This window comes from Halocynthiibacter namhaensis (assembly GCF_000812685.1).
Lineage (GTDB): Bacteria > Pseudomonadota > Alphaproteobacteria > Rhodobacterales > Rhodobacteraceae > Halocynthiibacter > Halocynthiibacter namhaensis.
The window spans coordinates 1-12,578 of record NZ_JWIF01000072.1 but is presented as its reverse complement, the minus strand read 5'-3'; the positions used below and the strand labels follow the sequence as shown (position 1 = coordinate 12,578).

Genomic DNA, 12,578 nt, shown 5'->3' with positions numbered 1-12,578 from the left:
CATGCAACGGGACGAATTGGACACAAAGCTGTTGGCCGCCCACGCGTCGTCTGACACTTCGGCCTTGGTACAGCTTTACACCTTGGCCGGGGATCAGTCCGAAGTTGCGGGCGATGTTGATGCTGCATGTTTCTATCTGACGCATGCATTCGTATTTGCGCTTGAAAAAGGACGCATTGAGGCAGATGAGTTGAACCGACGCTTGGCGGACTATGGACGTGCGCAGCGTTTGGTTTTTGATTCTTCACCGGTTTGTTCTTGATATGACACAGCGTTTAACCCGATTTACATTTCTGTGCTTGCCGGGTTTTCCTCTGGCGGCCCTTTCTCTGGCGATTGAATCTTTGCGCGTCGCGCATGAAATTCAGGGTGGGCGCAGATTTGAATGGCAAACCGTGGGTGAAACGCGCGATCCCGTGCCTTCGGCTTCGGGATTGAAGATCACGCCTGATTGCGCCCTGTCAGAACTAAGCCCTGCAGATATCATAATGGTGTTTGCGGGGGCTGAAACACGGTTCGAAGACAAGGCAACCGCGGGCGTTATTCGACGGACATTGGTTAAGGGCGGCAAGGTTGCGGCCATCAGTGGCAGTATTTTTGCGCTGGCGGAAACCGGTTTGTTGGACCGTCATACATGCAGCGTTCACTTCTGCTATAGTGCTGCAATTCGGGAACAATTTCCGGATATAAACTGTGTTGAAACTGTATTCCATGAGGACCGCAGGCGCGTGACAATCGCGGGGTCTTTGGCGGCTTTTGAATATATGTTGCACATCATCGCGGATGAGATCAGCGAAAAGGTTTCTATTGAAACCGCATGTTGGTTGCAGCATCCAGTGTTGCGCAGCAATGAAGCAAGCCAATCGCAGCCAGGTGATGGCAAAAGCCGAACCCGTGATATGTTGCCTGCCCAAGTCGCAAAGGCGATTGAGGTGTTCTCGGCCCACTTGGAAACGCCCGTTCTGATCCGCGATGTCGCCGCCGAAGCAGGAATGTCATTGCGTCAATTCGAACGCGTATTTCGCCGGGAGCTAGGTGTTTCCCCTGGTGGGTACTATCGAAAAGTGCGCCTGAAAGCGGCACGTCAAAAAGTGATTTATACACCGGCGACTTTGGGTGAGATCGCCCTTTCTGTTGGCTATGGCACCAGCCGTGCGATGTCGGTCCGATACGAAGAAGAGTTTGGCGTATCCCCTGCGCAAGACAGAAGTCGCCAGTCACGCATCCGCGGCCAATACTAAAATTTTTCCTATTGTATTAAGACTATTCTACGCTCGCACGGGCATGGTTCCCTGTGTTTTGATCTAGAGAGTCATTGAAAACGGCAGGATTGGTGTTGATGTCGTCACTGTGGCTGGGGTTATTTATTCTAAACTTAGTGTGAGAATTTTCGACATTGTCGACGCAAAAGCAGTGATGCCACAAGGTCCGATGAAATGTGTGAACCTACAGGAAATATTATGCGGACCGAAGCACAAGCAGTCGTTATTGGCGGTGGCGTCATTGGATGCTCAATTCTTTATCACCTGACCAAACTAGGCTGGTCAGACGTTGTTTTACTGGAAAGAGACGAGTTGACCTCGGGCTCAACCTGGCATGCGGCGGCCAATATTCACGGGCTGCATGACAGCACGAATATTAGCCGCATTCAGCATTACACCATGAACCTTTATAAGGAACTGGAAGCTGAAACCGGGCAGGGATGTGGTGTTTTCCAGCCGGGTTCGCTTTACCTAGCGCAAACCGAAGAACGGGAACATCAGCTGAAATTGCAAGCCGCCAAGGCAAAGCTTTACGGCATGAACTTCTATGAGATCAGCATTGAAGAAGCGCAAAAACTTAATCCTTTGGTGAATTACGACGGCATTCGCTGTGTGATGTTTGAACCCGACGGCGGCAATGTTGACCCCTCTGGTGTGACGCAGGCCTATGCCACGGGCGCACGTCAACGCGGGGCGGAAATTCACCGTTTCACGCCGGTGACCGGAACGGATCAACAGGAAGATGGCAGCTGGATTGTGCGCACGCCTAAGGGCGATATTCACACGCAATGGGTAGTGAATGCCGCCGGTCTTTGGGGGCGCGAAGTTGCGGCTTTGGCCGGTTTTGAACTTCCATTGCAGCCGACGGAACACCAGTATTTCGTGACCGAAGCCATGTCTGACGTGGAAACCCATGGCACGCGCCTGCCATCGGTCAGTGATCGCGACGGCGAATATTATCTGCGCCAAGAAGGCAACGGTTTGCTGGTCGGCGCCTATGAGAAAGACATGAAGTTCTGGGCGGAAGAGGGCACGCCGCTTGATTTTGCCCATGATTTGTTCCCGGATGATCTGGAACGTATCGAAGACAATATGATGAACGCGATTGAACGTCTGCCTGCGGTTGGCGAGGCGGGGATCAAACGTGTGATCAACGGCCCGATGATCTGGTCGCCTGACGCCAATGTGCTGTTTGGCCCTGTGCCGGAACTCGATGGGTATTTCTGTTGTAACGGTATTATCCCAGGCTTTTCGCAGTCCGGTGGCATGGGCCTGATGGCGGCACAATGGATGATCGAGGGCGAGACCCAATACGATATGTTTGCTTGGGATATGGCGCGGTTTGACAGCTGGGCGACCAAGGAATTCACCAAAGCCCGCGTGCAAGATCAATACGCGCATCGCTTTGCCATTCACTTCCCCAACGAAGAACGTTCTGCCGGGCGTCCCGCGCGTGTGCGCCCGATTTATGAAACCCAGAAAGATATGGGTGCGGTGTTTGGCCTGAATGGTGGATGGGAACATCCGCTTTGGTTTGCTGATGCGCCGGGTGTGTCGGACACCAACGGATTTACGCGCCAGAATTGGTGGGGTCCGGTGGGTGAAGAGTGCAAGATGCTGCGGGATTGTGCGGGGATCATCGATATCTCCAATTTTGCGAAATATGTCTGTAAAGGCGCCGGTGCATCGGATTGGCTGAACGCGGTTTTTGCCAATAATATGCCAAAGGCGATTGGGCGTTCTTGCCTGACACCCCTGATTTCGAAACGTGGCGGGATCGCGGGTGATTTCACCGTGACACTTGTTGCCGAGGATGAATTCTGGATCATCGGATCGGGTGTTGCGGAACGCTATCACAAACGTTTCTTTAAGCAGGTTCCACTGCCCGCAGGCACGACATTTGAAAGCCAGACAGAGGCCATGTGTGGTTTCAACGTAGCGGGGCCAAAGTCGCGCGATCTGTTGCAACGCCTGACGAATACGTCCCTTGCGACAGAAGACTTCCCGTTCATGCGCTCGAAAATGATCACATTGGCCGGGGTCGAATTGCTGGCCTTGCGCGTGTCCTTCACCGGGGATCTTGGCTGGGAATTGCACTGCAAGGCGGAAGATCAAGCCACGCTATATGCAGCATTGCTTGAGGCGGGCAAAGATTTTGAGGCCGGGCCGGTTGGGTCACGCGCTTTGATGTCGATGCGTGTGGAAAAAGGTTATGGGTCTTGGTCGCGCGAATACAGTCCTGAATACTATCCGCAGGAAGTCGGGCTTGATCGTTTGTGTAAGCTTGAAAAAGATTTCCTGAACAAGGATGCCGCGATTGCGGTGATGAATAAACCTGCACGCGAACAGCTTGTTCTGCTGCACCTGCATGAGGCGAATGTGACGGCTTCAAATGCGGATGCAACCGGCGGCGAGCCCATTTTTAAGGACGGAAATGGGATTGGGCGTGTAACATCTGGGGCATACGGCTATACTGTCGGAATGTCGCTGGCGCTTGGGTTTGTAAAAGGCGCACAGGCAGGGGACGAGGTCGAGGTCATGGTTTTGGGACAACCCCATAAAGCCACGATTTTGGCACAGCCCCCGTTTGATGCAAAAGGCGAAAGGTTGCGTGCATGAGCAGGCAACCAAAATAATGAACAGGGAGGGTTAAATGTCGATTAACGAACCATTTACCAAGTTGGAAATCAACACAGAAGACGATGGGTTTTATAAAGGCTACAGCTTGCCAATTGCGCTTGTATCCAAATCCATCATGGTTGCACTTGTGCTTTGGGCACTGGTTTGGCCAGCAGGCGCAGGAAAAATCTTGGGAAGTGTCAACGGCACTTTGCTGAGTGGGTTTAACTCATTCTACATCATCATTGTTGGGATGTTCCTGGCCTTTTTGCTGATCGTTGCGATTATCCCGTCCACCGGGAAAACCGTTTTGGGCAAACCAGGTGAAGGCACTGAATTTTCGAATTTCTCATGGTTCTCCATGATGTTCGGTGCTGGTCTGGGTGTGGGTCTGATGGTTTTCGCGACCGCAGAACCACTTGGCCTCTGGGGTTCAAACCCTGTGGTTGTGTCCGGTGAAGTTGCGCCAAACAGTGAAGAAGCGATTGCTTCAGCGTATCGTTACACCTTCGCGCACTATGGATTCCACGCTTGGGCGATCTATGTGATGACTGGCCTGTCCTTGGCCTATTACGCCTATACCCGTGATATGCCGCTGACGATCCGTACCGCGCTGACACCTTTGTTTGGTCGTCACGTGAACGGCGTTTTGGGACATATCATTGATATTCTCGGTGTTATCGCGACGATCCTTGGGGTTGCTGTGACCATCGGTTTCGGTGTGAGCCAATTTATTGACGGTCTGTATGCGATCACAGGTATTGAGTTCCTGATGGATTCAAGCGGTGACGCACCAACACCAACACCAAGCAAAGTTGGCTTGTTGGCTGGTCTGCTGACCATCATGGCGCTGTCGATTTTGTCTGCGGTATCTGGTGTGGGCAAAGGCGTGAAATACCTGTCGAACCTGAACTTGGTTCTGTCGGTGATCCTGCTGTCTGTGTTCATTTTGTTTGGCTCTTTCGCCTTCGCCATGAGCACCTATGTGTCTGCGTTCATTGACTATATCATCAACCTCGCGTCCCTCAGCTTTGGTGCGTATTCACCATTGTCAGAAGCGGCCTTTACAAGTGCTTTGCCAGAAGCGGCACAGCCGTTGGCAGCTGATCTTTATGCAGGTGCGACGAATGCATGGGGCAGCTTGGAAGGCTTCAAATCTGGCCTAACAGGCGAAGCAGCCGCATTAGACGACGCAACACTTGCTGCGGCTTACGAAGCTGGTAGCCAAGGTCGTCAGTTCGGTTGGCAGTCTGGTTGGACCACCTTCTATTGGGCTTGGTGGATCGCGTTTTCACCTTTCGTTGGCTTGTTCTTGGCCCGTATTTCCCGCGGTCGTTCCGTACGTGAATTCATCATCGGCTGTGTGATTGCTCCGTCTATGGTGTGTTTCGCTTGGATGACCATTTTGGGCGGTACAGCGATTGACTTGGAACTCAGCGGCGCTGCAGAAGGCGCGATCATCGGCGCAAGCAACACAGCAAAATTGTTCGTGACGCTTGAGCAAATGATCCAAGGCCCACTCCTGACCGCGCTGAGCGTGATGTGTGTTGTCTTGATCCTGACCTTCCTTGTGACCTCTGCTGACTCAGGCATTCTGGTGATGAACACCATCATGTCCGGTGGTGACCAAGAAGCTGGCGTGAAACACCGCATCGTTTGGGGCATTGTTCTGACCCTGGTGATTGCGTCCTTGTTGCTGGCAGGCGGTGGCGGACTTGATGCGCTGAAAAATGCGATGATCATCGGCGCACTTCCATTCACAGCAGTGATGGGCCTGATGATGTTATCTTTGGCGAAAGCAATGTGGCGTGACAATCTGCGCCGCAAAGAAGGCACCGAATAAGACCTACTAAGCACGTTAAAAGCCGGCGGGGGACACCTTCGCCGGCTTTTTTTATGTTCGCCTGTATTAGGCACAGATACGTTCTGGATCGCCAAGCCATGACAGAATGGCGGTTTTATTTGGGGCAATGAATTCTGCTTCACCCCCGGAAAATTCGATGAATGAGCTTTCGTTGAGGCCGTTGGTGCCAACCAAGATACTGGCACCCGCCGCCGCCGCATCGCCAAGAAGTTCTCGAAAGCCTTTGCCTTCACTTTCCTGTCGACCGAACTTGTTCAGCAGGAAGACGTCAAAGCCGTCCTGCATGCGTTGTTCCACGCCTGCAATTGCTTGGGCCATCGCGTCTGGGTTTAAACGGCATCCGTGGCTGTCATTTCCCAAATCTTGAGAAATGCGAATTTTTGGACCACCGGACAGCACTTGCACATCCATGTCGCAGCGGTGGCAATTGTCTCGGTATGAGTTGATCTGAACAATCCCCATGCAACGTTTTCCGTCGGCTTCGAGTTGATGCGCGACATCCGACAACAAGAGGTCCAATTCACCCTGGGCCGAGATTTTCGTATAACCGATTTTCATTGTAAGCCTTTCTTTAGATCAAGCAGCGGCAGTTAAACGCAGGCCAGTGATCTCTGCCCCGGTGACAAGTTCAGCGGTGAAGCGTTGTGCTGCTTGCGCCCAGGCTGCGCGTTCCATCGCTTCGCTTATGGTGGTTTTGACGCTGTCATAAGGCAGGAAATCCCCTTCCGCACGTGCATCCAGGCGGATGATATGAAAGCCAAATTCGGTTTCAATCAACTCAGGATGCACTTCGCCCACTGTGATGGTCGCAAGGGCGGCGTCAAATTCGGGCACCGTGTCGCCAGTGGACAATTGCCCCAGCATGCCATCATTGCCCTTGGACGAACAATCAGAGTTTTCGCGCGCCGCTTGACCAAACTTCTTTGGTTTTTCATTGACCAATTTCAACACGAGTTCCGCCTTTTGAAGGGCTTTGTCGCGTGATTGTGGATGGCCATCTTCCGCACCAGGTTTAATGGCGAAAAGAATATGCGCGGCTTCGTATAAAGACGGGGCACGGAATCGTTCGCGGTGGGTTTCAAAGGCGCGTTTGATGGCGTCCTCAGGAATATCCTCAGCGACAACACGTTCGTCAAGCACCTGACGGATCAATGATTCATCATCGGTTTCAAATTTGCCCGGTGCCACTTCAGCTGAAGCGGGGAGAGACCCATTTTGCGGGCCTCTTCCAAGATCAATTCGCGGATGACAAGGGCGCGCGCCCCTGCCTGCCAGGCCCAACCCGGTTTTCCCTTGGGGGCTTCGTGATTTTGGGCTTCTTGCGCGATATCTTCAGACGCAATCACCTGGCCATTGACTGTGACCTCAGGGAAAAGGGGTTTTGCCATTTTGGGTACTCCGCTTTTGCTTAGTTGTTGTTTTCACGACGTGAACGCACGATCTGATAGCCAGGGCGCACAAAGTAACGCACCGGGGCTGACAGCATGTGAACAAGACGTGTGAACGGGAAGACCAAGAAGATGGTCAGGCCCAAGAACAGGTGCAGTTTGAACACCCAAGACACATCCGCGATGTAACTTGCCGCCGCGCCGTCAAAGAAGACGACGCCTTGCGCCCAGGACATGAATTTAACCATTTCATGACCATCAAGGTGACCCAAAGACACAAACACAGTCATCAGACCCAAGATCAGCTGTGCAATCAACATGCCAAGGATGGCGATGTCAGCGAATGAACTGGTCTTGCGAATGCGTGGATCAGTCCAGCGGCGATGAAACAACATCAGACCACCCACCAGCGCCATCGTGCCCGCGATGCCACCTGCGACAACAGCCAATGTTTGTTTCGCACCATGGGAAATCCCAATGGCATCAAAGACTTGGGTGGGTGTCAGAAGGCCAACAAAGTGACCGGCGAAAATGATTAAAACACCGATGTGGAACAACACAGATCCCATGATCAACTGCTTGCGACGCAAGAGTTGGGAGGAGCTGGATTTCCAGGTAAAAGGGTCACGTTCATACCGGGCAATCGAGCCCAGGATCATCACGGTAATCGCGATGTATGGGTAAGTTCCGTACAGAAAATCATGCATCTTTCTGTCTCCTTATTGGGCTGCGGAGGCGCGGTTGCCATCCGTTGGCTGATTGACGGGTTGATCCAGATTGGACAGGATATCGCGCACTTGCGGGCAACCTGCGGATGGGTCGGGGCCAAAGGTGACTTCGGCTTCTTCCCAAACCGCATCAAGGGCTTCTAGATCATCCGGGTCCTCATCGGGCACGGACAAAAGGGCCTCAACAGCGGCCGCATCTGCTTTAACGCCGGCGATATGTTGAAGCGCTGCCATGGCCGCCGCGTAGACACTTTCGCGACGTGTCAGACGGGTTTGCAGGTTTTCCAGAATATGCGCTGTGTCACCCAGAATATCTTTGGTTTCCTCAAGCGGACGAGACGCCAGGAATTCTAAAAGCACAGGCAAATGGTCGGGCAATTCGGACGCGATAGGGTCAAACCCACCGGCGCGATACATTTCAACCAGATCCACCATTGCAGGCCCACGGTCACGGCTTTCGCCGTGCACATGTTCAAACAGGTTCAGTGAAAGCGTGCGGGAGCGATCGAAAATCGACACATAACGTTCCTGAACTTCATAGATGTCTTGCCCAGCGATGTCATCCACGAGGCGTGACATGAGATCGATCAATTCCGGGGTGAGAAGGCCGCCCTGTGCAAGGGCGTCCTTCAGTTCTTGGGCCGCGGCCTGAAATTCCTCGGTGGGGTAACTTAAGATCGCAGAGATCGCTTTAAGTGGCATATGCATTAGTTTGTTCCCACTTTGTTAGGTCCAGTGTGCATTGGATTTGGCAGGGGGTTCGGCTGGGGGGTCGGCAGACGGAAATCTTTCGATTTGCCTCCAAACATCGATGGTTTTGAGGTGCCAGTGGAACAGCCATTACCATCGGTGAAACCACAGCCGCTGCGAATATCACGCGCGTCTTCCGCAAGTTCACGGTGCGCGGTTGGCACAACAAAACGGTCCTCATAGTTCGCAATCGCCATGATCTGATACATGTCCTCAATCAGCTCAGGTGTCATGCCAACACGTTCCGCAATGCCCGCATCAATCACGCCATCAACGGTTTTGGACCGCATATAAGCACGCATCGCAAGCATCCGTTCCAGCGCATGAACGACAGGTTCTTCTTTCCCAGCGGTCAGCATATTTGCCAGATATTTCACAGGGATACGCAAAGATTTAACGTCAGGCATTTCGTTATCAATGCCAATTGCGCCAGCTTCTGCTGCGTTCTGGATCGGTGACAATGGCGGGATATACCAAACCATCGGCAGGGTGCGATATTCTGGGTGCAGTGGGAATGCGATCTTCCAATCCATCGCCATTTTGTAGATCGGCGAGTTCTGCGCAGATTTCACCCAATCCTGAGGCACACCTTGGCGGATGGCCTCTGCAGCGATTTCCGGATCATTTGGATCGAGGAAAATGTCACATTGTTCCTGGTACAGATCTTGTTCATTCGGTGTATTCGCAGCCGCATCAATGCGGTCTTGGTCGTACAACATCACGCCCAAATACCGAATACGCCCAACGCAGGTTTCCGAACAAACAGTTGGCAGGCCAGATTCAATGCGCGGGTAACAGAATGTGCATTTCTCTGATTTGCCGCTGTCCCAGTTGTAGTAGATCTTTTTGTAAGGACAGCCAGACACACACATGCGCCAGCCACGACATTTTTCTTGATCAATCAAGACGATACCGTCTTCTTCGCGCTTATAGATCGCACCACTTGGACAGGCAGCCGCACAGGTTGGATTGAGGTAATGTTCGCATAGACGCGGCAAATACATCATGAATGTATTTTCATATTCGCCGTAGATTTCCTTTTGGATGCCCTCAAAGTTGTAGTCTTCACTACGCTTTGAGAACTCACCCCCAAGAATTTCTTCCCAGTTTGGGCCCATCTCGATCTTTTCCATCCGCTCGCCGGTGATCTTGGATCTTGGGCACGCAGTTGGGAAAGCCGTCATTTCTGGGGCCGATTTCAGGTGGTCATAGTCGAAATCAACGGTTCATAGTAATCGTCGATTTCCGGCAGATCAGGGTTGCCAAAGATCTTGGCCAGCACCCGCCATTTTGACCCCATCTTGGGTTGAAGTTTACCCTTTTTGGTGCGTTCCCAACCGCCATTCCAACGCTTTTGGTTTTCCCAATCTTTCGGGTAACCTGTGCCTGGTTTGGTCTCAACGTTGTTGAACCATGCGTACTCGACCCCCTCACGCGAGGTCCAGACGTTTTTACAGGTCACCGAACAGGTGTGACAGCCGATACATTTATCAAGGTTTAAAACCTTGCCGATTTGTGCGCGGATCTTCATTCTGCTGCCTCCGGGGATTGGGTTGCAGGGGTATCTAGCCAGTCAACATTGCGCATTTTACGCACAATCACGAATTCATCGCGGTTAGAACCAACAGTACCGTAGTAGTTGAAACCATAAGATTGGTGCGCATAGCCGCCGATCATATGGGTCGGTTTCACGGTTGTCCGCGTGACCGAGTTATGGATGCCACCGCGATTGCGGGTTTTCTCAGAACCCGGTGTGTTGATGATCTTTTCCTGGGCGTGATACATAAAGATCGTGCCGTCTTTCATCCGCTGGGAAACGACACAACGTGCGGTCAGCGCCCCATTGGCATTATAGACTTCGACCCAATCATTATCGACCAGACCCGCAACTTTGGCGTCATTTTCAGACAGCCAAACCACAGGACCACCACGGTTGAGCGTCAGCATCATCGGCTAAATCGGCCTCAAATTCCGTCTGATTGGTATAAAATGGTGCAAGATTGATGAAATCATTGTTGGTGTTATCACCGTCATCTGCGTTGGTTGAATCGGCACCGAAATCTGTGATCGTATCTACACCGTCACCAGCATTGTAGATGAACCTATCGTCACCTTCACCACCCGTGACAGTATCATCATCAGCACCACCCGTGATCTCGTCATTGCCTGTACCACCAGAGATCGTATCATCGCCTGTGCCGCCGGTGATCGTGTCGTCGCCAGCCATCCCATAGACGACGTCATCGCCATCACCTGCATCAATGATGTCATCGCTGCTGATGATTGGGGTGACGATCTCGTCGTCGGCCTTTCCTGGCCCAAGTGAATACCCTGTCGTAGCCCCCCGAGCAGCGGCCGTGAATGTTACCGATTCTTGATTTTCAAAGTAGGCCGTCAACCAGGCGTTCTGATCCGCAGGCGCAGAATTTGTCGTACCGGTGACCACGGTAGAGCCATTTTGCGTCGAAATGTTTAGCGTATTGGAACTGGTAACGCCGAAGGCGCTGAAGCTGTCTTCGGGGAGCGTCAGAACCTCTGTGCCATTCGCCGTCTGATCAACATCGGTAAAAACCGAATGCCCGTTCAATGAGATCGGTTGATCCGTCGCTGTATCAAAAAAACTTAGCTTAAAGGTGGCGGTTTCGCCTGCGACGCCGGGATCATTGGTACCATTCAGACGGATATCCAGAAACTGGTTTCCAACCAGGTCAACAGTCAGATTGGGATCAGATTTTTCAACTAACTCCAACTTACCATAGATGACGCGCCCATCCGAGGTGACACCAATATTGTCGAAAATGACCGTGTCGCCAGCGGCCGCTTGGTTCGTGCCAGATTGTGTCGCTGATCCACTGCGAATATCCGTGTATGAAAGGTCAATCAGTCCAGCATCGACGCCAACGCTGCTTGTTGGTAACTCGTCGCCATAAATGAGATCATTATCATCACCACCGAAAATAGTGTCTGAGCCAGCGCCACCAGCGAGTGTATCATCGCCCGTGCCGCCGGTGATCGTGTCGTCGCCCCGTCCACCATCTACGGTATCCGCTCCACTGCCGGCATCAATGATGTCATCATAGTCTATGGTCTTGTCGCGGTTTAGTTCCGGTCTCTTTCGAGCAATGTTTGCTATGAAGGAGATAGAGAATGGCAAAGAGATACACAGACGAGTTTCGGCGTGATGCGGTGCGCATGGCGACGACGAGTGGACTGAACACGACCACAAGCGGCTTCTGATTTGGGGGTTGGGCTTTCGACGCTGAACAAATGGGTTCAACAGCATCAACACGATGACCTGATGTCAGGACCGCATGAAGACGTTGAGAAGGAGAACACGCGGCTTCGCAAGGAAGTCCGTCTGCTGCGCGAGGAGAGGGAAGTGTTAAAAAAGGCGGCAATCTTCTTTGCAGGCCAAAGCCGGTGAGATTTGCGTTCATCGACGCCTGGAAAGAAGAATGGCCAGTTGAGTTCCTGAACAAAAGTTATGCGGGTCACATCACGTGGTTTTCGCGCGTGGCGGGTTCGCCCGATGAGCCAGCGTCAACGCGATGATATGGTGATCCTGGCTCACATCCGTGAACAGCATCGCTTAAGCCTGCAAAGCTATGGGCGGCCTCGGATAACCGAGGAACTGCAAGAATTGGGATTACCGGTGGGCCATCGCAGGGTCGGACGTCTGATGGGCGAGAATGGCATCAAGATCATCAGAACCCAGAAATACAAGGCGACAACGGACAGCAACCACACGTTCAACATTGCACCAAATCTGTTGGATCAAGATTTCTCAGCGACTGGCCCCAATCAGAAATGGGCTGGCGACATCAGCTACATTTGGACCAGCGAAGGTTGGCTGTATCTTGCCGTCATCCTTGACCTGTATTCTCGCCGCGTCATCGGATGGGCTATCAGTAACCGCATGAAGAAGGATCTGGCAATCCGGGCGTTAGATATGGCCGTTGCTTTGCGC

Annotated in this window: 13 protein-coding genes and 1 pseudogene; 5 read left to right on the top strand and 9 right to left on the bottom strand. The window is 52.5% G+C overall.

What is annotated here, in order from left to right; all coding sequences use genetic code 11:
- The first annotated feature begins 1 nt into the window (after position 1).
- The 4 genes from RJ38_RS15590 (at position 2) to RJ38_RS15575 (ending at position 5,724) form a co-directional block, all read left to right on the top strand.
- Positions 2–262: a hypothetical protein gene (locus tag RJ38_RS15590; protein ID WP_039019809.1), complete on the top strand. Its 261-nt coding sequence runs from the start codon at positions 2–4 to the stop codon at positions 260–262.
- Position 263: 1 nt separating this feature from the next.
- Complete coding sequence (locus RJ38_RS15585) at positions 264–1,241, top strand: GlxA family transcriptional regulator (protein ID WP_039019868.1); 978 nt, start codon at positions 264–266, stop codon at positions 1,239–1,241.
- Positions 1,242–1,460: 219 nt separating this feature from the next.
- A complete protein-coding gene (locus tag RJ38_RS15580; protein ID WP_039019808.1) occupies positions 1,461–3,881 on the top strand; it encodes a GcvT family protein in 2,421 nt (806 codons plus the stop codon).
- A gap of 34 nt (positions 3,882–3,915) precedes the next feature.
- Positions 3,916–5,724 (top strand): BCCT family transporter, encoded by a 1,809-nt coding sequence (locus RJ38_RS15575; RefSeq protein ID WP_039019807.1) that lies wholly within the window; start codon positions 3,916–3,918, stop codon positions 5,722–5,724.
- A gap of 66 nt (positions 5,725–5,790) precedes the next feature.
- On the opposite strand, the gene RJ38_RS15570 is transcribed toward RJ38_RS15575, so the two are convergent.
- The 9 genes from RJ38_RS15570 to RJ38_RS18970 are packed head-to-tail and all read right to left on the bottom strand — an operon-like array spanning position 5,791 to position 11,765.
- Positions 5,791–6,303 carry a DUF2478 domain-containing protein gene (locus RJ38_RS15570; RefSeq protein ID WP_039019806.1) on the bottom strand — a complete coding sequence of 171 codons (513 nt, stop codon included), beginning with the start codon at positions 6,301–6,303 and terminating at the stop codon, positions 5,791–5,793.
- 18 nt (positions 6,304–6,321) lie between these two features.
- Positions 6,322–6,897 (bottom strand): peptidylprolyl isomerase, encoded by a 576-nt coding sequence (locus RJ38_RS15565; RefSeq protein ID WP_238321732.1) that lies wholly within the window; start codon positions 6,895–6,897, stop codon positions 6,322–6,324.
- The gene (locus tag RJ38_RS19330) at positions 6,894–7,133 is read right to left on the bottom strand and encodes a hypothetical protein (protein WP_052245470.1); all 240 of its coding nucleotides are present in this window, start codon (positions 7,131–7,133) and stop codon (positions 6,894–6,896) included. The genes RJ38_RS15565 and RJ38_RS19330 overlap by 4 nt, the downstream gene beginning before the upstream one ends.
- A gap of 20 nt (positions 7,134–7,153) precedes the next feature.
- Positions 7,154–7,840 carry a respiratory nitrate reductase subunit gamma gene (gene narI, locus RJ38_RS15560; RefSeq protein ID WP_039019805.1) on the bottom strand — a complete coding sequence of 229 codons (687 nt, stop codon included), beginning with the start codon at positions 7,838–7,840 and terminating at the stop codon, positions 7,154–7,156.
- 12 nt (positions 7,841–7,852) lie between these two features.
- Positions 7,853–8,569 carry a nitrate reductase molybdenum cofactor assembly chaperone gene (gene narJ, locus RJ38_RS15555; RefSeq protein ID WP_039019804.1) on the bottom strand — a complete coding sequence of 239 codons (717 nt, stop codon included), beginning with the start codon at positions 8,567–8,569 and terminating at the stop codon, positions 7,853–7,855.
- Positions 8,569–9,795, bottom strand: a complete 1,227-nt coding sequence (narH, locus tag RJ38_RS15550; protein WP_238321731.1) for a nitrate reductase subunit beta — start codon at positions 9,793–9,795, stop codon at positions 8,569–8,571. The genes narJ and narH overlap by 1 nt, the downstream gene beginning before the upstream one ends.
- A gap of 14 nt (positions 9,796–9,809) precedes the next feature.
- A complete protein-coding gene (locus tag RJ38_RS19555) occupies positions 9,810–10,142 on the bottom strand; it encodes a nitrate reductase subunit beta (protein WP_238321730.1) in 333 nt (110 codons plus the stop codon).
- Positions 10,139–10,561, bottom strand: coding sequence for a molybdopterin dinucleotide binding domain-containing protein (locus RJ38_RS15545; protein ID WP_272945948.1), 423 nt, complete (start codon positions 10,559–10,561; stop codon positions 10,139–10,141). The genes RJ38_RS19555 and RJ38_RS15545 overlap by 4 nt, the downstream gene beginning before the upstream one ends.
- Entirely contained in the window at positions 10,515–11,765 is a 1,251-nt protein-coding gene (locus RJ38_RS18970) for a calcium-binding protein (protein WP_162183583.1), read from the bottom strand. Before RJ38_RS18970 ends, RJ38_RS15545 begins: the two co-directional genes overlap by 47 nt.
- Here RJ38_RS18970 and RJ38_RS19320 point away from each other — a divergent pair.
- Positions 11,759–12,578: pseudogene (locus RJ38_RS19320) on the top strand (IS3 family transposase); the annotation flags it as partial. The gene RJ38_RS18970 and the pseudogene RJ38_RS19320 sit on opposite strands and share 7 nt — an antisense overlap.

Excerpts from the sequence above, each read along its gene's own strand:
- RJ38_RS15590 (WP_039019809.1), top strand. The coding sequence starts at position 2 with ATGCAACGGGACGAATTGGACACAAAGCTGTTGGCCGCCCACGCGTCG.
- RJ38_RS15585 (WP_039019868.1), top strand. The coding sequence starts at position 264 with ATGACACAGCGTTTAACCCGATTTACATTTCTGTGCTTGCCGGGTTTT.
- RJ38_RS15580 (WP_039019808.1), top strand. The coding sequence starts at position 1,461 with ATGCGGACCGAAGCACAAGCAGTCGTTATTGGCGGTGGCGTCATTGGA.
- RJ38_RS15575 (WP_039019807.1), top strand. The coding sequence starts at position 3,916 with ATGTCGATTAACGAACCATTTACCAAGTTGGAAATCAACACAGAAGAC.
- RJ38_RS15570 (WP_039019806.1), bottom strand. The coding sequence starts at position 6,303 with ATGAAAATCGGTTATACGAAAATCTCGGCCCAGGGTGAATTGGACCTC.
- RJ38_RS19330 (WP_052245470.1), bottom strand. The coding sequence starts at position 7,133 with ATGGCAAAACCCCTTTTCCCTGAGGTCACAGTCAATGGCCAGGTGATT.
- narI (WP_039019805.1), bottom strand. The coding sequence starts at position 7,840 with ATGCATGATTTTCTGTACGGAACTTACCCATACATCGCGATTACCGTG.
- narJ (WP_039019804.1), bottom strand. The coding sequence starts at position 8,569 with ATGCATATGCCACTTAAAGCGATCTCTGCGATCTTAAGTTACCCCACC.
- narH (WP_238321731.1), bottom strand. The coding sequence starts at position 9,795 with ATGACGGCTTTCCCAACTGCGTGCCCAAGATCCAAGATCACCGGCGAG.
- RJ38_RS19555 (WP_238321730.1), bottom strand. The coding sequence starts at position 10,142 with ATGAAGATCCGCGCACAAATCGGCAAGGTTTTAAACCTTGATAAATGT.
- RJ38_RS15545 (WP_272945948.1), bottom strand. The coding sequence starts at position 10,561 with ATGATGCTGACGCTCAACCGTGGTGGTCCTGTGGTTTGGCTGTCTGAA.